The organism is Mesorhizobium sp. NPDC059025, from assembly GCF_042739655.1.
In the GTDB taxonomy this organism is placed as follows: Bacteria; Pseudomonadota; Alphaproteobacteria; order Rhizobiales; family Rhizobiaceae; genus Mesorhizobium.
In genome coordinates, this window is sequence record NZ_JBHYIM010000020.1 from 20,895 (window position 1) to 39,988 (window position 19,094).

21 protein-coding genes are annotated in these 19,094 nt (G+C 61.0%); 1 reads left to right on the forward strand and 20 read right to left on the reverse strand.

Going from position 1 to position 19,094, the window contains the following annotated elements; all coding sequences use genetic code 11:
- Positions 1–14: 14 nt before the first annotated feature.
- The 9 genes from ACFWYE_RS29175 to ACFWYE_RS29215 all read right to left on the reverse strand — a co-directional run bounded on the left by ACFWYE_RS29175 (position 15) and on the right by ACFWYE_RS29215 (position 9,909).
- Positions 15–683, reverse strand: coding sequence for a response regulator transcription factor (locus tag ACFWYE_RS29175; protein ID WP_129413524.1), 669 nt, complete (start codon positions 681–683; stop codon positions 15–17).
- A gap of 221 nt (positions 684–904) precedes the next feature.
- Positions 905–1,498, reverse strand: coding sequence for a transglycosylase SLT domain-containing protein (locus ACFWYE_RS29180; protein ID WP_379115530.1), 594 nt, complete (start codon positions 1,496–1,498; stop codon positions 905–907).
- Positions 1,428–2,753, reverse strand: coding sequence for a flagellar hook-length control protein FliK (locus ACFWYE_RS29185; protein WP_379115531.1), 1,326 nt, complete (start codon positions 2,751–2,753; stop codon positions 1,428–1,430). Before ACFWYE_RS29185 ends, ACFWYE_RS29180 begins: the two co-directional genes overlap by 71 nt.
- On the reverse strand, positions 2,750–4,153 hold the full coding sequence (locus tag ACFWYE_RS29190; protein ID WP_379115532.1) for a chemotaxis protein MotC: 1,404 nt from the start codon (positions 4,151–4,153) through the stop codon (positions 2,750–2,752). Before ACFWYE_RS29190 ends, ACFWYE_RS29185 begins: the two co-directional genes overlap by 4 nt.
- Positions 4,150–5,448, reverse strand: a complete 1,299-nt coding sequence (locus ACFWYE_RS29195; RefSeq protein ID WP_379115533.1) for a MotB family protein — start codon at positions 5,446–5,448, stop codon at positions 4,150–4,152. The genes ACFWYE_RS29190 and ACFWYE_RS29195 overlap by 4 nt, the downstream gene beginning before the upstream one ends.
- Positions 5,445–6,071, reverse strand: coding sequence for a hypothetical protein (locus ACFWYE_RS29200; protein ID WP_379115534.1), 627 nt, complete (start codon positions 6,069–6,071; stop codon positions 5,445–5,447). The genes ACFWYE_RS29195 and ACFWYE_RS29200 overlap by 4 nt, the downstream gene beginning before the upstream one ends.
- Positions 6,071–7,708 (reverse strand): flagellar basal-body MS-ring/collar protein FliF, encoded by a 1,638-nt coding sequence (gene fliF / locus ACFWYE_RS29205; RefSeq protein ID WP_379115535.1) that lies wholly within the window; start codon positions 7,706–7,708, stop codon positions 6,071–6,073. Before fliF ends, ACFWYE_RS29200 begins: the two co-directional genes overlap by 1 nt.
- A gap of 119 nt (positions 7,709–7,827) precedes the next feature.
- Positions 7,828–8,742 carry a flagellin gene (locus ACFWYE_RS29210; RefSeq protein ID WP_379115536.1) on the reverse strand — a complete coding sequence of 305 codons (915 nt, stop codon included), beginning with the start codon at positions 8,740–8,742 and terminating at the stop codon, positions 7,828–7,830.
- A 237-nt stretch (positions 8,743–8,979) separates the two neighbouring features.
- Positions 8,980–9,909, reverse strand: coding sequence for a flagellin (locus tag ACFWYE_RS29215; RefSeq protein WP_379115537.1), 930 nt, complete (start codon positions 9,907–9,909; stop codon positions 8,980–8,982).
- 302 nt (positions 9,910–10,211) lie between these two features.
- Between ACFWYE_RS29215 and ACFWYE_RS29220 the strand changes: the two genes are divergently transcribed.
- Positions 10,212–11,834: a hypothetical protein gene (locus ACFWYE_RS29220; protein WP_379115538.1), complete on the forward strand. Its 1,623-nt coding sequence runs from the start codon at positions 10,212–10,214 to the stop codon at positions 11,832–11,834.
- 263 nt (positions 11,835–12,097) lie between these two features.
- Here ACFWYE_RS29220 and fliP read toward each other — a convergent pair whose 3' ends face one another.
- The 11 genes from fliP to ACFWYE_RS29275 form a co-directional block, all read right to left on the reverse strand.
- Entirely contained in the window at positions 12,098–12,829 is a 732-nt protein-coding gene (gene fliP / locus ACFWYE_RS29225; RefSeq protein ID WP_379115539.1) for a flagellar type III secretion system pore protein FliP, read from the reverse strand.
- Positions 12,826–13,314 carry a flagellar basal body-associated protein FliL gene (gene fliL, locus ACFWYE_RS29230; protein ID WP_379066995.1) on the reverse strand — a complete coding sequence of 163 codons (489 nt, stop codon included), beginning with the start codon at positions 13,312–13,314 and terminating at the stop codon, positions 12,826–12,828. Before fliL ends, fliP begins: the two co-directional genes overlap by 4 nt.
- Positions 13,315–13,327: 13 nt before the next feature.
- A complete protein-coding gene (gene flgH, locus ACFWYE_RS29235; RefSeq protein WP_379115540.1) occupies positions 13,328–14,032 on the reverse strand; it encodes a flagellar basal body L-ring protein FlgH in 705 nt (234 codons plus the stop codon).
- On the reverse strand, positions 14,029–14,664 hold the full coding sequence (locus ACFWYE_RS29240; RefSeq protein WP_379115541.1) for a MotE family protein: 636 nt from the start codon (positions 14,662–14,664) through the stop codon (positions 14,029–14,031). Before ACFWYE_RS29240 ends, flgH begins: the two co-directional genes overlap by 4 nt.
- 8 nt (positions 14,665–14,672) lie before the next feature.
- Complete coding sequence (locus tag ACFWYE_RS29245) at positions 14,673–15,923, reverse strand: flagellar basal body P-ring protein FlgI (RefSeq protein WP_379072905.1); 1,251 nt, start codon at positions 15,921–15,923, stop codon at positions 14,673–14,675.
- Positions 15,920–16,393: a flagellar basal body P-ring formation chaperone FlgA gene (gene flgA, locus ACFWYE_RS29250; RefSeq protein ID WP_379115542.1), complete on the reverse strand. Its 474-nt coding sequence runs from the start codon at positions 16,391–16,393 to the stop codon at positions 15,920–15,922. The genes ACFWYE_RS29245 and flgA overlap by 4 nt, the downstream gene beginning before the upstream one ends.
- A 5-nt stretch (positions 16,394–16,398) precedes the next feature.
- Complete coding sequence (gene flgG, locus ACFWYE_RS29255; RefSeq protein WP_379115543.1) at positions 16,399–17,187, reverse strand: flagellar basal-body rod protein FlgG; 789 nt, start codon at positions 17,185–17,187, stop codon at positions 16,399–16,401.
- Between the two features lie 10 nt (positions 17,188–17,197).
- Positions 17,198–17,524, reverse strand: coding sequence for a flagellar hook-basal body complex protein FliE (locus ACFWYE_RS29260; protein ID WP_129413542.1), 327 nt, complete (start codon positions 17,522–17,524; stop codon positions 17,198–17,200).
- Positions 17,521–17,940 carry a flagellar basal body rod protein FlgC gene (flgC, locus tag ACFWYE_RS29265; RefSeq protein ID WP_144379177.1) on the reverse strand — a complete coding sequence of 140 codons (420 nt, stop codon included), beginning with the start codon at positions 17,938–17,940 and terminating at the stop codon, positions 17,521–17,523. The genes ACFWYE_RS29260 and flgC overlap by 4 nt, the downstream gene beginning before the upstream one ends.
- 4 nt (positions 17,941–17,944) lie before the next feature.
- A complete protein-coding gene (gene flgB, locus ACFWYE_RS29270; protein WP_379067003.1) occupies positions 17,945–18,322 on the reverse strand; it encodes a flagellar basal body rod protein FlgB in 378 nt (125 codons plus the stop codon).
- 82 nt (positions 18,323–18,404) lie between these two features.
- Positions 18,405–19,079 (reverse strand): hypothetical protein, encoded by a 675-nt coding sequence (locus ACFWYE_RS29275; RefSeq protein WP_379067005.1) that lies wholly within the window; start codon positions 19,077–19,079, stop codon positions 18,405–18,407.
- Positions 19,080–19,094 lie beyond the last annotated feature (15 nt).

Below are 19,094 nucleotides of genomic sequence, written 5' to 3' on the forward strand. Positions count from 1 at the left end.
GCGGACCGGGCGCATCAGGCGACCAGCCGGTAGCCGAGGAAGCGTTTCGAATCGATCGGGTCATGGCCGAGCCGCTCGCGCAGTTTCTTGCGCAGTTTGGAAATGTGGCTCTCCACGACGTTTTCCTCGACCTCTTCGTCGAAGATGCCGTAGATGGCGTTGAAGACCTGGGTCTTGGTGACCCGTCGACCCCGATTGCTGGCCAGGTATTCAAGGATACGCCGTTCGCGACGCGGCAACGGCATGGGTTGGCCATCGATTTCCGGATCGCGGCCATCCATGAAGATGCGCATCGCGCCGATCTCGGTGAAGGAGGCGTCTTCATGGGCGCGGCGGCGGATCGCGGTGATGCGCGCCAGGATCTCGCGGATGTGGACCGGCTTGCGTACGACGTCATCGACGCCGGATTCGAAAAGGCGCAAGGTGTTTTCGAGGGAGTTGTGGTCGCTCAGCGCGATGACGGGAGCGCCGGTGCGGTCCCTGATCTGCCGGGGAGAGACGGCGCCCTCGCGGCAATCACCGATCAGAAAGGCTCGAACCGATTTCAGGTCGTCGTCGGCGGCGCTGGAAACCCAGGCGTCGAATTCGCTCGGCGCAAAACCGGCGCTCGCCACACCTTCCCGATCGAACATCGAGCTGTAACCGTCAGTTACAAGTTCGCGTTCGTCCACGATTACGATCATCGCCCAGCCCCCGAATCAGTTCATCTGCCCCGTGCGGAAAGGCGTAGTCCCCGTCACGAATCCTGACCAACCGTCATTTCTTGTGACTGCATTCTTGGGAGTCGGGAATCGCGATGGTTGTACCGCGTACAATCTGGCGGTGATGCAGGCCGAATTCAGCGACGAAAACGGCGTACGTCCGCACTGCAAGAGCGTGGCCGATGTCCTGTTCTGGCTACAACCTATGGTGTGCAGAAACTGCGCGCGTTGGCCGTCCACTTGCCAAAGCCGACGGCGACCATGTTGGCGATCACCCGACAGACATAACGCTTCTGGGCGGGGTCATTGTTGGGGCCGGCGTGGTAGCGCGCGACGGCCATGGACCAGGTCTCGTGCCTCGCGTGCAGTTGCGTGAGGAAGCGCGCAGCGTAGTCTACGTTGCGACGCGGATCGAGCATGTCCTCGACGCTGCGGAACTGGTCGCCATGATAGCGATGATTGATCTGCATGCAGCCGAGATCGATCAGGGACTTGCCTTCGCGCCGTGCAGACTCGAAGGCAAGCAGCGCCTCTGAACGGGAGCGCGGGAAGACAGCTTTTCCTTCTATATTCAAAGTGTTGGGTTGAAGGCTGCCCTTGTTTCCGGTCTCCGTCAATCCGACCGCATAGAGAATGCCGGCAGGTATCCGATAGCGGTCCGCGGCGCGCAGGATCTCGGCTTCGCAGGGATTGGTCGCTGCCGCCGCCGTCTGGGCGACGGGCGCGCTAGATAAACAGGCCGCGGCCAGGACGGTCCTGAGAAGGCGGCGCTGAGCGCTGGTCCGGTTGCCTGTCATCACCACGGTTCCTTCCTGACTGCCCGTTTGTGCCATCGCCGTTCCCGCTGGAATTGCCTGGCTGGAAGGACGATTGATCGCGTCCGGGTGACGTTGCCGTTTGCGGTGCATCCGCCCGCGCGGCTGGTGTCGATGCTATCGAAGGTTGCAGGATGGTCACCTTGTCGATGTCGAATCCGAGCGACTTCAGCGACTTCACAATCGCCTCGCTATCGGAGCTCAATCGACGATGTGCTTCGTAGGTATCGGGCTTCAACTCAATCGACAGTTGCTCGCCAGCGAGGCGAAGATTGGCGGTGACTGTCCCTAGCTCCGCAGGGTGCAATTCGATCTTCAATACGTGTGTTGGAACTGCAACAGCCGAGCCGTTTTGAATGCCTGTTGCGGTCGCTGGCGCGGCCCTTGCTGGTGCGGCGTTGCTGGCAATCGCATCGATGACCTCGCGCGCAGCCTGGCTGACGTTTTGAAGAGCCGGTGCCGGAAAATTCTGCTCGGCCGAGACTGTCGCGCGTGAGGCTCCGGACTGCTTCAGAACATCGTTCGAAGCCCTACCGCTGCTCTCGCCTTTCGACGGTTCGGTCGAGATCGCCGAACTGTCCCCCGACGCGGCTTCCTCGGTCGTAGAGCCGAGCGATATGGCTGCGTCCTGGGCGGACGTTCCCGCGACAACGCTTGGCGTATTGGCCGGCGCCGTCGCCCCGCTTGCAGCGCGAGTTGCAGCCGATTGGTCGATGTGGATCTTCGGCGATGGCTTGTCATCGCCAAGACTTGTTCCAGTGTCTCGTGTTCCCTGCAGAATCGCCGGGCGCCTTGCCTTGTCCGCGGACAGGAGATCGGCTTCGGCATCGGCTGTGTCCGGTTCGGACCGCTTCTCCGAATTGTCCGATTGCTGTCGGCCCAGACTGTGAAGGCTCAGGAACAACGGTATGCGGGTGCCTGCCGCCTGCTCCTGGGTGTTGGACGACGTGTCGTCGCCTGGCTCTTCGTTGCCAGCTTCGTCGTCGATCTCCGCTGCGGGATCGTCTCCGGGCGCAGCGATACGATCGCGGCTATTGAAGTTGAAATCGCCGCGGATGTTTTCCCGATGCGAGCTGTCTGATCCGCGCTGGATCACCTTTTCCTTGCCTGTCGGCTCGCGATGAGCGACCAGATCGTCGAAGGCAGGACCATCTTCGCCGGTCTTGCCAGCCGACTGCTGGTTGCCTGACCGCGGCAACGCGATGCCCGGGAAATTCTGGCCTACACTTGCAGTCATTGAGGCGAGGCTCCCAGCAGAAGGTCGATCTTGTCGAGTTTGCGTTTGGTATCCGCGATGGCGGCATCGGTCGTGTCCGAGCCACCATTCGCGGATGCAGGCAGGATGGTTGCGGGTGGCGGCTGGATCGCTGCATCCTGAGTTGCAGAAGCGGGCGTCTCCGGCGGTTTTGCTGCCGTTTCGGTTGCAGGCCGCTCCGATATGGCGTCCTCGACCGGAGGAAGATCGGAACCGTCGTCTGGAGCGGCTTCTGCCTGCGCTTTGCCGGCCTGATCGCTTGCTGCCCCAGACTTTTCCCGTGCAGCGACGTTAGGCTTCGGCTGCGATCTGGCGGTCGCGGAAGGCGGCGGATCGAAGACCGCCGGTATTGGTGGCGCAACGACCTCCTGGGTAATCTGCTGAGCCGCATCGAGCAGCGAACGGTCACTCGGTGACAATCGACTGCGGTCGATCGTCTTCAGCTTGGCGCGAATGTCATCGACCGTCGCCGAGGTGATGCTGGACAGGCTGGCATAGAGTTCGGCGCGCGGATCATCCGCTTGCGTCGCGCCCTTGTCCTCGGGGATGGCCTTCGTGGATGCAAAGGCAGACAGTTCATTCAATCCGTCGATGGCAGCGCGGCGCGCTATACGCAGATAGATGACCCGCTCTCGCTCCGTGTCCATCATCGAGGTGATGTCAGCCAGCTTGTCCTGGCTCAGCGCCATATGCAGTGTCACCACGCCGGCGACAAAACTGTCGGCGAACTGGCTGGCATAAGGAGAGAGAAGGTAGCGTTCGACATATTGGGTGGAAGCTTGTGCAAACCGGGCCGCGTCGCCGTTGTTCGTGGCAATCGCCACCGAACGGCGCAATGCGGCTTCCTCCACCAGCGTGCCGGGACTGAGCAACCTGGCTTGATCGAGCAGCTTCAGCGCCTGAACAGGATCGTCGATCGCCAACAGAGAACCCTTGATGAGGGCGACGAACGCACCGACATCCGGCGACAGTGTCATCGGATCGGTCGGCTGCAATGCCGCAATGGCTGGCCCCGGCTGGCCGCCCAGGTAGTCCAGAATGCCATCGACGATCGCCTGGTTGGTCTCATCGAGCTGGATGCGACCGGCTGCACCTCTGACCGTTGCCGGGTTGCCGCCGCTCATGCTGTAGACGAGCAACGCGCGCAGGTTCTTGGGTTCCTTGAAATCGTCGGGTTTCGACGCACGAAAACGGGCGTCGGCCATTTCGAGCAGCTTGTTCTGCATTGGCAGCGCTGCGTGATCGCCCGACGCCAGCCTGTCCTGCACGAGCTGGAGCGAGCGCACCATCTGATAGGGCTGCAACGGATCCTGGGCGAGGGCGGGCGTGGTTACGCCCAACCCAAGCAAAGCGAACCCAAGGATGCGCGCCGCGCGGGTCATCCCCCCGTCTCCAGCAGGATTTCGATGCGTCGGTTCACGGCGGCGAGAGGGTCCGCCTTGTTCTTCGGCTCGCGATCGGCGAAACCGGCGACTTCCTTGATGCGGCTTTCGTCCAGGCCACCACGCACCAGCATGTAGTAGGCCGAATGCGCACGGGCGGTGGAAAGCCGCCAGTTGTCATAACCGCCCTTGAAGGGACGGGCGTCGGTATGGCCCTGGATGGCAACCGTGCCCTTCTGGTCCTTGACGATGCGACCGATCTTTTCCATCGCAAGCACGAGGTCGCGACGCGGCACTGCCGAGCCGATTTCGAACATGCCGAAGTTGAAGCTGTCGGTGACCGAGATGACGACACCTTTGTCGGTAGCCTCGACGCTGACGCCATCGGCAATTGCCTCACCTGGCTTGAAGGCCTCGGCGATCTTCTTCTTCACGTCTTCGGCCGCTTTTTCCGTTGCGGGCGTCGGAGCCTTGTCCTGCTTGGCTGCCTCGGCGTTTTCCTTGGCAGCCTCCAGCCTGGCCATGGAAGGATCTTTTGCCGCGCTCTGATCCGTGCGCGCCTGCTGGTCTTTGCCGACAGGCTGTCCCTTGGCTTGCGACGCGACGGCTTGCTGATCCTTGGCCGCTGTCTTTGTCAGCTGTTGTGACTGCTCTTCCGGCTTGGCCGCTTCGGCACTGGCCTCGGGCAGAGGAGTTGATATCTGCTGTGACCAGAAATCCGGAGCGAACGGATCGCGATAGGAATCACCGCCCGATGCGCCGGTGGCTGGGCCAGCAATCTGCGCCCCGCCTTCACCCTTGGTGCTGACGTTCTGTCTCGTACCGGTTTCGGCAGCGATTTCGGCGAGAACGGCGTAGGGATCGGCGAACAATTTCTCGTCAGCGTTCTTCGCCTCTTCGGCTCTGTCCTGCTTGGCGTTCTGGCCGCTCTGTTGTTCCTGCGCGCTGCCGGGATTGCCTTTGCCGTTGTGACCCTGCTTGGCGGTGCCTTCCACGGGGTCGTTGGAGGTGTAGCCCGGTTCGTCGGGTCCGTCGCCGATATCCTGCAAGCCCTTGCGGCTGGCACTGCGATCGATCAGCGGAACCGGGTTGAAGTAAGATGCTACCGCCGCCCTGGTCTGTTCATTCGCTGCGTTGATCAGCCACATGACAAGGAAAAAGCACATCATCGCGGTCATGAAATCCGCGAAGGCGATTTTCCAGACACCACCATGATGACCGTCATCATGGTCGTCGTGATTGCGACGGACGATGATGATTTCCTGCCTGTGATCAGCGCCTTCAGTCGTACTCATGAAAGGACCTCAGACAGAGCTGTCGACCATTCCGACATGCGTGTTTCGACGACGGTGTCATTGACGACGAGGGTCAGGTCGAGCGCGGACGCTTCGGTGAAATCCAGGCTCGCTGCCCGTTTGCCGAGAGCGGCCTTCAATGGCTCGTACAGGGAGAGCGGTCCACGGACAGAAACGCGAACGGATTCGCTGTCGGCGAGTGTATCGCGAATGACCTTTTCCAGCGCGACGAGCGAGCGTTTCTGCAACTCATCACTCAACATGCCGCCAATGATACGGGCGACCGTATCGCCCATCAGATCATGCAGATGGTGTTCCAGTTGCTCCGTTCGTTGAGCGATCGCCTTTCCGACATCACCGCCCAGGCCGTCGACCAGCGCCTTGGCCTGCTCGGCAGCGGCATGGCGCTCTGTCTCGAGCTGTTCGTTGAAGGCTGCCGTCAACCTGGCCTCGAGCGCGTCCTCGGCCTTGGCGACCGCCATTGCGATCAGCTTGTCGATATCGATAGCAGGGGGGCCGTCGCCAAAGGGGGGCGGCTCAACGGGTGTATGAGCCGGCACGCCGCCATGGTGGGCCGGCGTGCCGAAATCCGGCAGCAGGTCGGAAAGGGATGCCTGTCGCATCAGCCCACGGCTTCCTGGGCCGTCCATTTGCGCAGGATGTTGGCCGTACGCTCTTCATTGATGTCGACCATGCGGGCGAGCCTGTCCTGTGGCGCCGGCCGCAGCTTCCTGCGCAGGTCGTCGAGAGGTGCCGGGCGACTGTTGTCGGTCAGGGCGGGAGTGGGTGTTTCCACTTCGGAGCCTGCGCCCGGATTGGGCAGCGAGCGCTGTACGTCATTGAAGCTCGGACCGGCCAGTGCTGCCGGCTTGTTGGTCAGGGCGGCAGCCATCGGACGCAGCCCGAAGAAGGCGACGAGGAATACGACAACGATGAAGGCAGCGGCATTGATCAGGCTGCCGGTATAACTCGCGACTGCGTCGAGGATGCCGGGCGAAGCAAGTTCCTGGCCATCCAGCCCGTCAATGAATTCGACAGCCGAGACATCGATGATGTCGCCGCGCTTTTCGTCAAGGCCGGTAGCCGAGGCCACCATCTTCTTGATGTCGGCGACGCGCTGGGCGATCTGCTCCGGCTTGGCGTCCTTGCCCAGGACCGACAGCAATCGCAGCTGATTGACGACGACGGCGATCGACATCTTGGTGACCGTGTAGCCGTTGGAAACCGTGGCGATCTTCTTGGAATTGATCTCGTAGTTGGTGATCTCTTCCTTGCGGTCGTTCTGCGAGCTCGACTGCGGACCGTCCGTTGCGGCCGCCTGCGTTTCCGGCAGATTCTGTTCGACCGTGGCCGGCGTCGCCGCCTGGCGCTGTTTGCTGTTCTCGTTTGCCTTGACTGTCTGGACGGAGCGCTCGACCCGCGATTCCGGATCGAAGATGGTTTCTTCGGTCTGGCGTGTGTCGGTGTTGACGTCGGCCTTGACGCTGGCGCGGAAGTTGTCCGGGCCGAGATAGGGTGTCAGCGCGCGACGGATATTGTCCTCGATCTGGCTTTCGACGGTGCGTTCGACGCCGAGCGAACGGGCTGCGCTGGTGTTGGACGGTTCGTCGCCGGCAGCCAGCAGGTTGCCGGCCGAATCAAGCACCGTCACTTTCTCCGCCGACAGGCCGGGCACGGCTGCGGCGACCAGATGGCGGATCGACATGGCAGCCTTGCCACCGTCGATACCGGCATAGCGGATGACCACGGATGCGGACGGCTGCTGCTCCTCGCGGCGGAAATTGGCGCGCTCGGACATCACGATGTGAACGCGAGCGGCCTTGACGCCGGCCAGAGACTGGATGGTGCGAGCGATCTCGCCTTCCAGCGCTCGCACGCGAGTGACCTGCTGCATGAAAGAGGTAAGGCCAAGCGAGCCGACCTTGTCGAACAGTTCGTATCCGGCGTTGGCGCTGGTCGGCAGGCCCTTTTCGGCCAACAGCATGCGCGCCTTGGCGGTGGTGCCCACAGGTACCGACACGCTGGTGCCGTCCGAACCGACGTCGAAATTGAAGCCGGCTTCGGAAAGCACCATGCCGATCTGGTTCACGTCGGAACGTTCGAGGCCGACATAGAGCGTCTCGTAGGAAGGGCGGTTCAGGTAAACCGAGCCGATACCGATGACGGCAAGCGTCAAAAGCGCGATGCCGGCCATAATGGCCAACCGCTTGGTGCCAAAATCCTGAAGATTGATGACGATGCTTCTAAGTTGTTCCGGCACGGGTCGAGGGTCCCTGCATGATTGCCCGCTGGAACACTAGACGTCGAAGCTTGTGCGAAAATGGTATCGGGCCGCGCTTGTGGCGCGGCCCGATGAAGAAACGAGGAATTGGCGACCGATCAGCTCTTGAACAGCGACAGAATGTTCTGGGCGCTGGAATTGGCGATCGACAGAGCCTGGATGCCGAGCTGCTGCTGGACTTGGAGTGCCTTGAGCTTGGTGGATTCTCGATCCATATCGGCGTCGACGAGTTGTCCGACGCCTCTGTCGATCGAATCGGAAAGCTTCGAGACGAAGTCCTTCTGCATATCGACGCGTGATTTCGCGGCACCCAGCTCGGAAGCGGCGCTGGCCATCTTGGCGAGGACTTTTTCGACATCGGTGAGCAGCTTGTCGAATTTTTCTGCTTCGGTTGTGCCGGTTATGCCAGTGAGATCGGCTACCGACAAATCGAGAAGCGCTTTGGTAGAGGCGCTGCCTGTCGAATCCAGAATGCCCGCTTTCGCCCCGGCACTCGCGTCGATGAGCCGGACATTGCTCAGCGGAATGTCAATCATGCCGGTGGTGACATTGCCGGCGGAGTCGCGATTGTAGGAAGAAATGATGCCGAGGCTGGCATTCGTTATGCCAGAATCGGTCTTCAACATGTTCGTGCCAGCATAGCTGGCGCCGGCAATATTGTCTTTGAGCTGCTTCTGCAAGGAGTCGATATCGCCCTGGATCTTGCCACGCTGTTCGGGGCCGGATGCCTTTGCGAGCAGGATCTTCTGCTTGATGGCGTCGACGACTTCGATTGCCTTGTTCATGGCAGTGTAGGCGGTGTCGACCTTGCCGGCGCCGAGGCCGAGCGCGTCCTGCACGACCGAGTTGGCCTTGTTGTCGGAACGCATGGTGGTGGCGATCGACCAGTAGGCGGCATTGTCGGAAGCAGTCGCAACGCGATAGCCGGTAGAAATGCGTGATTGGGTCTCTTCGAGCGCCTTGTTGGTGGCGTTCAGGCTCTGCAGCGCGGTCAGCGCCGAGGCGTTGGTCATGATGCTCGCCAAGGTAACTCCCCTTCAAATGGCCGCGCATTCCCCGCGCGATGACAGACCGCCGCGTTGGCCTCCTTCGGACGGGCGAAGCAACGTGGTTAACAATAGCTAACCAGTCATGGTTAACAGCTCATTAAAGGGAAAGCTAATGCAAGTGACGAGCGTTAATAAAAATAAATCAGGCCGCGCTTTTGGCGCGGCCTGATGAAGAGTTGTGTTGCCTGAGAAGGTTCGGGATCAGCCACGGAAGAGCGACAGGATCTGCTGCGAGGAGCCGTTGGCGATCGACAGAGCCTGGATACCGAGCTGCTGCTGGACTTGAAGGGCCTTCAGTCGGGTCGATTCCTTGTTCATGTCGGCGTCAACGAGCTGGCCGACGCCACGATCGATCGAGTCGGAGAGCTTCGAAACGAAGTCCTTCTGCATGTCGATGCGAGCCTTGGCAGCACCGAGCTCGGCAGCGCCGCTTGCCATGCCCTTCAGTGCTGCTTCGATACCGGTCAGCAAGTTGTCGAAGGCCGTCGCTGTGCTGACGCCACCCGTGCCCGAGACTTTCAGGGTCAGGATCGAGGAATCGGCCGTGACAGCACCATCGAACTTCTTGTCGAGGATGCCGGCACCCGCGGTACCGTTCACGTCGATCAAACGAATATTGGTGTAAGCGACATCGATTGTGCCGGTTGTCACCTTACCAGCTGCATCGCGGTTATAGGAAGTCATCACCGTGAGCTTGGTGTCAGTCGTCGAGGTCGAGTCGTTATTCAGCAGATTCGAGCCGGCATAGTTGGCGCCGGCGACGTTGTCCTTGAGCTGGGCCTGCAGGTTGCCGATTTCCGTCTGGATACGCTCACGGTCGGCGGGGCTGGAGGTCTTGGCCAGCAACACCTTCTGCTTGATCTGGTCGACGACGTTGATCGCCTTGTTCATCGCAGTGTAGGCGGTGTCGACTTTGCCGGCGCCGAGGCCGAGTGCGTCCTGCACGACCGAGTTGGCCTTGTTGTCCGAGCGCATGGTGGTGGCGATCGACCAGTAGGCGGCGTTGTCGGAAGCTTCGGCGACGCGCATGCCGGTAGCGATGCGGCCCTGGGCTACGTCGAGGTCCTTGTTGGTCGCATTGAGGCTCTGCAGAGCGGTCAAGGCGGCTGCGTTGGTCAGAATGCTGGACATGAGTCCTGTTCCTTTTACACATCAAACACTACTAAGGAACATGCCGTAGAAACTATCGGCCAGAGCGGAGCGGCATCATGCCTGTGGCCGTTTCAGCCACCCGTCCTCTAGGTCGCTTTTATGGCGCAGAGGTCCTACCAAACCGCTAACGTCCTGCACGCAATTCATTCAATTTGGCACGATGATCCGGATCGGAAGGGGGCGGTCGGCGAGGGGAAAGTTTCGCGCAACCTACATTTGCCAGGATGACGGTACGCGAGGTGCCTGCAGTGGCGCGAACAAACGTAGGTGGGGAAGCACGAATGACATCCGCAAAAAATTTCCGCACTGCTGAACTCGCGAGCGACCATGGATCGAAGGATAGCGGAAAAGTCCGCGGCGCAGCTTCTCTCGTTCGCGCAGCGAACTCCGCACCTGCTCTGACGAGTATCCCAGCGGGAGTTTCGGATCGAGACCGGAAGAATGCAAAGAAAGCTGCCAAGCTGGTAAGACAGGCCGAGGAAGCGCTTGACGCCCGCCGCTACAAAGCAGCGGAAGCGCTCCTCGATGAAGCTATCGCGATGCTGGACACCCCACCTTCTCAACTGTGGTGCTATCGCCTCGTTGCGGCATCCAAGGCAGCGAACTACGAGTATGTCGTCGACAACTACCAACGTATCCGGGCTCTCGCGACGCTCGATGAACAAAGAGTTGTTGTCGACCGTTCATGGATCGACTGTCTCGTCTCGGCCGGTTTTCTCCATGAGGCGCTGCAGGAGGCCGAGACTCTGGCAGTTCGCAATGCGAGCGGGTGGGCTTCGATCTCAACTGTTCTCGGGGTAATTCATGCCCGGCTCGGAAATCTCGACAAGGCCATTGCTATTCAGAAGGAGGTTCTTGCCAAGGAACCATCGTATGTGCTGGCGCGCTGGAATCTCTCAATTCATCAGTTGGAGGCGGGCGAACTGCCTGAAGCGTTCGACAATTATGAGGCTCGATGGGATTGGCAAGATTTTCCGTCGGAGCGCCGAACCTTCAACGTACCGCGCTGGAATGGCGAAAACCTCGAGGGAAAGCGCATACTTGTCTGGCGTGAACAGGGAGTGGGTGACGAGATTCGTTTCGCGGGTGTATTGCCCGATCTTATCGGGACTGGTGGCAACATAACTTTCGAAAGCGCTGCAAAACTTGTTCCGCTGTTTGTAAAGTCATTTCCGAAAATCGAGGTGAAGCCAGAGACGTCTGCCGAGAGGCGCAAGCGGGAAGATTACAAAGACTTCAATTTCGAAGTCCCTATCGGCTCACTGGCAAGGCATTTTCGACCGACCGTTGCGGCGATGCGGGCCAAGTGTCGCCCCTGGCTCAAGCGCGATACCGAAATCGAGGCGCAGATACGGGCGGACATCGGTGCAGCACCGCATCAGCCGGTCATTGGCCTATGCTGGCGATCCTCCAACCAGAATGTGCATAGAAACCAGCACTATGTGAAAGGCGAGTATCTTTCACCGTTGAAGATGCTTGGCGCGGCCAAGTTCATCTGTCTGCAGTACGATGAGTGCAGTGAGGAGGTTGGCCTGATGCGCGAGCTGGGCCTGCCCCTCTATGATTTCCCTGCGATAGACCAGATGAATGATCTTGTATCGGCCGCCTATCTCGCTGGCGCATGCGATATCGTGATCTCGGCTGGCACCGCCACCGCGGAACTCTGCGCGGGGCTTGGTATTCCCACAGTTTTGTTTGGACTCAAGCACTGCCAGACCCAACTCGGAACGGATGACGTGCCGTGGCACCCGGCGACCCGGTTCGTTTCGTTGGATCCGGATGAGCCAATCGGCGTGCCGAGGTCGATTCTTTTCGACTGGAACAACATCGCCAGTTGGGCCGAGCAAGCGAGTGTCTCTGGGCGGCAAATCGACTGGCGGCTGTCATTTCCCGGGGCAGCCTGAGAACGCTGCCGATAGATACTGCTGGACAGAGTGAAGGCTGTCGCAAGGCAGCCTTCACTCGTTCTGACCTCAGCTTATTATACTGCCCAAAAATTCGATCGTGGGTACGGCTCGCGATCAATCTGGCGCGGTTCAGTCGAAAGCCTTTCGCAGGCTGCGGCCGGGTTGTTATCCGACGCGTATTCGACGGTCGTGTTTGACGGTGTTTGCTTCCCCGAGACCAGGAGAAGTCGCCTGTGGCAAACTTCGTTGTCTGACCCTGCTTAGGTAAACGAACGCACAAGACTGCCGACCAGCAGGTTCCAGCCGTCGATCAGCACGAAGAACATGATCTTGAACGGCAGCGACACCACCGTGGGCGGCAGCATCATCATGCCCATCGCCATGGTGATGGTGGCCACGATCAGGTCGATGACCAGGAAAGGCAGTACGATCAGGAAGCCGATCTCGAAGCCGCGGCGGATTTCGGAGATCATGAATGCCGGCACCAGGATACGCAGGTCGACCGTGCCTCTATCCACGGTCTGGCCGCGCTCGCGGGCGAGGTCGGCAAACAGGTCGAAATCCTTGTCGCGCACATTGTTCAGCATGAAGGTGCGGAACGGGTCGGAAATGCGCTCCAGCGCCACCTGCTGGCTGATCTGGTTGTCCATGAGCGGCTTCACGCCGTTGGCCCAGGCACGGTCAAAGGTTGGCGCCATGACATAGAAGGTCATGAACAGCGACAGCGAGATCAGGATCAGGTTGGCTGGGGTGGACTGCAGGCCGATGCCGGCACGCAGAATAGAAAAAGCGATGATGAAGCGGGTGAAGCTCGTCACCATGATGAGCAGGCCGGGCGCCACCGACAGCACGGTGAGCAGGCCGAACATCTGGATGATGGTCGCAACCGTGGTACCGCTTGCCTGGCCGATGCCGCCGAGATCGATCTGCTGGGCGCTTGCGGCCGTTACCGTTGCGGCGAAAACGGTCAGGAAGACGAGAAGTTTTTTCATTCGAACAACAACGTCCTGACCAGTACTTCCTTGACCTTGCCACCGCTGCGGATGGCGGCGCGTTCCTGCAGATCCGCACGCAGGTGCTGATAGCCGCTGGCGCCTTCGACCTGATGCATCTTCACGGTGCGCAGGAAGGCAAGCAGATCCTGATGCACATCTTCGGCCATGCCGGCCGGCGGCGGTCCGTCGAAAACCAGGGAAAGCTGCACACGAGCCCAGATCTCGGCGGGTGCCGCCAGATTGGTGGTCATCGGTGCGAGATCAACCAGGGCTGGACCTGCGTCGCCTTCCTTCTTGGCCTCGTGGGTCGCTTTTTTCTCGTGGCTTTCCTTGGCCGGCGGAGCCGGTTTCTCGGAGTTCTTGAGGTAAGTGCCGGCGAACCAGCCGACACCCAATGCCGCGCCGGTCATGGCAAGCAGCATCGCTATCTGGATGATGAGAGAGGGGCCTTTCGGCGGTGCTATTTGCTCGGTGTTGGCCACGCTCTTCTATCCGCTAGAACGGCAGTACCTGGTCGAGAACCTGCTGGCCGTATCCGGGCTGCTGGACCTCGGAGACGCGGCCACGGCCGCCATAAGAAATGCGCGCCTCGGCGATGCGGTCGTAAGCAATGGTGTTTTCCGGCCCGATATCGGCAGGGCGCACGATGCCAGCGATGGTCAGGACCCGCATTTCGTAGTTGACGCGCACTTCCTGAGAGCCGGTGATCATGAGATTGCCATTCGGCAGCACGTTGGTAACAACGGCGGCGACATTGAGCTCGATGGTTTCCGAACGTTCGACGGCGCCGTCGGCATTGGTCTTGGTCTTCGATTCCATGCTGCCATCGAGTTTGCCGCCGGTCTTGGCGCTGTCCCATTGAGCATCGGCCTTCAAGCCCAGTGAACGGCTTGCCGTACGGCTGCGATCATTCTGGTTCTTGAACTTGGCCCGATCGTTGATCTTGATCATGACGGTGAGGATGTCACCGGCGCGCAGGGCGCGTGGATCGGTAAACAGTCGGCTCTGGCGGTCATCCCACAGCGAGAAACGGCGCCGTTGCGTCGCCGGTGGTTCAGGATACTGATAGACCGGTTCTGCCTGGCTGCGGATACCTGAGCCAACCGGCGACATTCGCGGCTCCTTGTTGACATCGCGGAGGTCAGAAGCGCAGCCGGCGAGGCTGGCGGTGGCGATGAGGATCAATGCCTTGCGGATCATGTCGGGTCTACCCTGCGGGCGGCACTGCCCATGATGCCGGTGAGCGCGGCAGCCGCCTTGGTGTCCATTTCGTTGAGTATGACGCTTGCCTTGCGCGCATCGAGTTTCATCAGGATGGCGGCGGCGAGTTCGACATTGGTGCCGGCCAACCGCTCGGCGGCTGCGTCGGGTTTCATGCCGGAATAGATCTTGACCAGGCTGTCCTCCGCGCGGGCAAGGAAGACCTCACGCCGTTTCAGCCACTCCTCGTATTCGGCGCGCTTTTCCTCGAGCGCACCGATGCGTTTGTCGACTTCGGTCTGCAACTGCTTGAGTTCGGCTGCCTGAAGCGAATAGCGGCGGTCGCGCGCGGCATCGGCGATGTTGGAGCAGAAGCGCTGGACCTCGCTTTCGTCACTTGGCGGGGCGATCGTTCCCGTGGTGAGGGCAGCCTGTGCGGCCAAGTGCGGGGCGGGTTCGGCCAGCTCGGTCCTCGGCGCTTCGCGGGTCAGGTTCTGCGCAGCGACGGCACCCTGTCCGCCCGGCAGCACCTGCCGTACTTCTTCGGCATGGGCGGATCCAAGCGTGCCCAGAAGGGCGATCAGTGCGCCTGCCTTGATGGTCGATGCGTGGATGCGGCGTGTGCTTTTCATCGAACAGCCTATTGGAGCACGAGGTCGGCCTGCAGCGCGCCGGCAGACTTGATGCCTTGCAGAATGGCGATGATGCCGTCGGGCTTGACGCCGAGGCGGTTAAGACCGGAGACCAGCGTCTGCAGATCCGGGCCATCGAGAACAGCGACACGGGCATTGGGCTGGCTGATATCGATGGCGGTGTTCGGCTCGACCGCTGTCACGCCGCGCGAGAATGGTTCCGGCTGCACGACGGTCGGCGCTTCGGTGATGCGAACGGTGAGTGTGCCGTGGCTGATGGCAACACGCGAGATCTTGACCTTGTTGCCGATGACGATCGTGCCGGTGCGTTCGTCGATGACGACGCGGGCAGGAGTATCGGTCTCGATGACGAGATTCTCGATTTCCGCGTAGAAGCGTGCTGCCGCTATGCCCTTCGGCTTCTTGATGGAAACGGTCCGGCTGTCGCGCTCTGCGGCGACACGCACGCCGAAACGCTGGCGCGTATAGTCGTTGACGGCGTCCGCGATACGGACCGCCGTCGAAAAATCCGCATTGTAGAGCTGCAGCGTCAGCATCGACTGATCGCCGAATTCGGCCTGAACCGCGCGTTCGACGATGGCGCCGTTCGGCACGCGGCCGGCTGTCGGGACGCCCTGTGTCACCTGCTGTGCCTGCCCTTGCGCGGTGAAGCCGGAAACCACGACCGAACCCTGGCCGACTGCGTAGATTTCGCCGTCAGCGGCTTTCAGCGGGGTCATGATGAGAGTGCCGCCTTGCAGCGAGGTGGCATCGCCCATCGACGACACACTGATGTCGATGCGGGCACCGGATTGCACGAAGGGTGGCATGTTGGCGGTGACGATGACTGCCGCGACATTCTTGGCGCGCGCGTTGGTGCCTTGTGAAGCGATGCCGAGGTTTTCCAGCATGGCGCGGATCGACTGCTCGGTGAACGGCGAGTTGCGCAACGAGTCACCGGTGCCCTGCAGGCCAATGACGAGGCCGTAGCCCACAAGCTGGTTGTCGCGCGCGCTCTGCAGACGCGCGACATCCTTGATGCGCGAGGCAACCTGACCGGGCGGCAGCGAACTGGGGCCCGGCGAAACCTGGAACATGCGACTGGCAGTATCCGCATCGTAATTGGGATCGTCGAACTGGCCACCCTCACGCGAGGCCTTGGCAGCAAGCTCGCGCTTGGCCTTGGCGTTCAGGCCATCGGCCAGAACGGGCTGTGCACAGAGCAGTGACGCAAGAACGATGGAAAATGCACGCTTCATGTAGCGGAAACCTGGATGGAACCATCGGCCATCACCGTCCCGGAAAGCACCTTGCCGCTGTCGACATTGCGGACCTTGATCAGGTCGCCGGCCGAGCCCGGCTGCAAGGACACCGCGGAGGCCGAGATGGTGAGCACGCCAGCGATGAAGAAGACCTGTACCGTCGCTCCCTGTTCGACCAGCCAGGCTTCGCGAACCGAGTTGGCCGGGATGTAGCGGCCGGGCAGCAATGTGCGCTTTGCAACCTTGCCGTCGAGTTCGGAGGCGATTGTGATCATGCCGGCCGGTTTACGACGCCCCGGCGCGAGGGTGACTTCCTTCAGGGCGGGGAGACCGATTGTCTCGCCCGGGTAGATGACCCGGTTGGGGATGAGCACGACCTCGTCGGCGAACGCCGGCAGCGCGCCGATGGCCACGGCCAGGGCGAGTGTCAGACCGTATGCGGCGGAACGGAGGGCGTGCCGGATCATCTTCGTTACCGGATGTTCTTGGAGACAACCGCGGCCATCTCGTCAGCCGCCTGAATGACCTTGGAATTCATTTCATAGGCGCGCTGCGCGGAAATCAGATCGGTGATTTCCTTGACCGGGTCGACGTTGGAGTTTTCGACATAGTTCTGGCGGATGGTCGCGAAACCGGGATCGCCCGGAACGCCGACATTGGCTGGACCCGATGCTTCCGTTTCCTGGAACAGGTTGTCGCCCAGCGGCGCCAGGCCGGCCTCATTGGCGAAGGTCGCGATGGTCAACTGGCCCAGGTTCTGTAGTTCCAGCTGGCCATCGACCCGGGCAAAGACCTGACCCGACTTGTTGATGATGAGTTCCTTGGTGTCGAGCGGCACGGTGATCGCGGGAACGATCGGTGCGCCGTCGACCGTCACCATCTGCCCGGTGGCGTTGGTGTTGAAGGTGCCGGCGCGGGTGTAGAACGTCTGGCCGTTCGCACCTGCAATCTGGAACCAGCCCTTGCCGTCGAGAGCGAGGTCATAGGAGTTGCCGGTGCTGGTGAAGCTGCCCTGGATGTGGACGTTGCGCACCGCACTCGTCTTCACGCCAAGGCCGACCGATACGCCTTCCGGCACGATCGACGTGTTGCCGCGATCGGGTACGCCCTGCGTGCGGTCGACCTGGTAAAGCAGGTCGGAGAACTCGGCACGGGCGCGCTTGTAGCCGGTCGTGTTGATGTTGGCGATGTTGTTGGCGATGACTTCCAGGTTGGTCTGCTGGGCGTTCATGCCGGTGGCGGCGATGGCAAGGGCTTTCACGGGCGCGTCCTCAAATGCTCATGCGGCTGACTTCGAGATAGGCCGTGACGATCTTGTCGCGGATGGCGATGGTCGTCTGGAGCGCCTGCTGCGCACCCATGACGGCGTCGACGACCTGCCGGGTATCGACGTCGCCCTTCAGCGCCTGGATGGAAACCTGTTCAGCGTTCTGCAGCGTGTTGACCGTCTTCGTCGCCGCCTGGTTAAGCGCTTCGGCGAAGGTGGACGCGACCTGCGTGCCGGTGGGGGCGGCGCTCGTCGCGCCGAACAGATCTGTCGAGGTCTCCGAGCCGCCGGTGGCGGGTTTCAACTGGACTGCGCCGATACCGCCAATCATGACTGGTTCCTCATAAGGTCAATGGTCATCGAGATAAGATCGCGGGCCTGTTTCACGACCTGCAGGTTCGCTTCGTAGGAGCGGTTCGCCTCGGTCATGTCGGCCATTTCAATCAGCACATTGACGTTGGGCATCTTCACGTAGCCCTTTGCGTCAGCAGCCTGGTTGCCGGGCTGGAACTCGACCGGAAAATCGGATGGGTCCTGAGCGATGGAATTGATCTCCACCGTCGAGCCGCCGGAGGCGCGGTCAAGTTCCGAGACGAAGGAGATCGTCTTGCGACGATAGGGATCGGCACCCGGCGTGGTTCCCGTCGACTGTGCGTTGGCGAGATTTTCGGAAACGACGCGCATGCGTTCGGACTGGGCGCCAAGGCCTGAAGCTGCAACCTTGAGAGCGGCGGTGAGAGCGTCCATCGCGTCAGCCCTTTATCGTGGTCATCATCATGGTGTGGAAGGCTTTCACGATGGCGGTGTTGAGCTCGAACGAACGGCGAATTTCGCCAGCCTTCATGAGCTCATTTTCCATCACCACCGTGTTCTTGGACGGCATCGCCGGGCCTGTGGGCTCCTGCGGCTTGACGGCGAAGGCTGCTTCCGTGACACCGCCAAGATGGCCGCTCTGCGTGGCGCTCAGGCGAACGGCCGTGCGGTCGAGAACCTTTTCGAAGGGTTCGACGTCTTTGGCGGTGTAGCCTGGCGTATTCGCGTTGGCGATGTTGCCGGCGACGGACGACTGGCGAACCGACAGCCATTGCGACTGTCTGGTTGCAAGGTTGAAAAGGTTGACGGGCTCCATGGGAATCTCCGGATCGTTAACCGGAAATTAGGACACCAGTCTTGCGCGGGCCTTGCGCGTGGCGGCAAGGCCCGAAGGTACGCTAGTTGGAGATTTCGAGTACGCGGTCGGTGTTGGTAACCAGAACCCACTTGCCTGCGCGCTGTTCAATCGATTTCACGCGCGAAGAATCCGGCAGTGTCGAACCGGTTTGCACGACCCACAGTCCCGAATTGTCCTCAATCATCGCGCGGCCGTTGGCTATGTGAACCAGCCGGAAAGCCACGGCCTCCACCGGATAAGGCTGTTCCTCAACGCCTGGCACTTGTTCCGGCGCCAGGGGGCGGCTTTGCAGCGTGGCGGTGAAGGACATGTCGAGGTTCGGTTCCAGCGCCTCGACTTGACCCTGCATCGGATTGGTTCCGCTGCCGTCCGGCGTTACCACCATGCGTCCAGCGTTCTGGCCGCGGCCGCCGAACTTGATGCCTTGTACGCCAAACTGTTCCGGATTGAAGAAGATGTACCAGGGGAACAGCGCGCAAACGAGACCGAGCATGACGCCCGAAGCGGCCATGATGAAGTCGCTGCGCCGGGTATCTTTCTTCATCCTCTGGAACGGCTCGCTCGATTGCAGGGGCCGATCAGGGAAATCGGTTCTGGAGGTTCTAGCGGGTCGTCGGCTTAGATTTGGTAAATGAGCCTTGGGTTCCGGCGTAATATCCGGCGGCGCAAACAGTTCGGCCAGGGCGTCGCCGCTGCCTACCTGTTCTGCCTTCACTGTCTTTTTCGATCT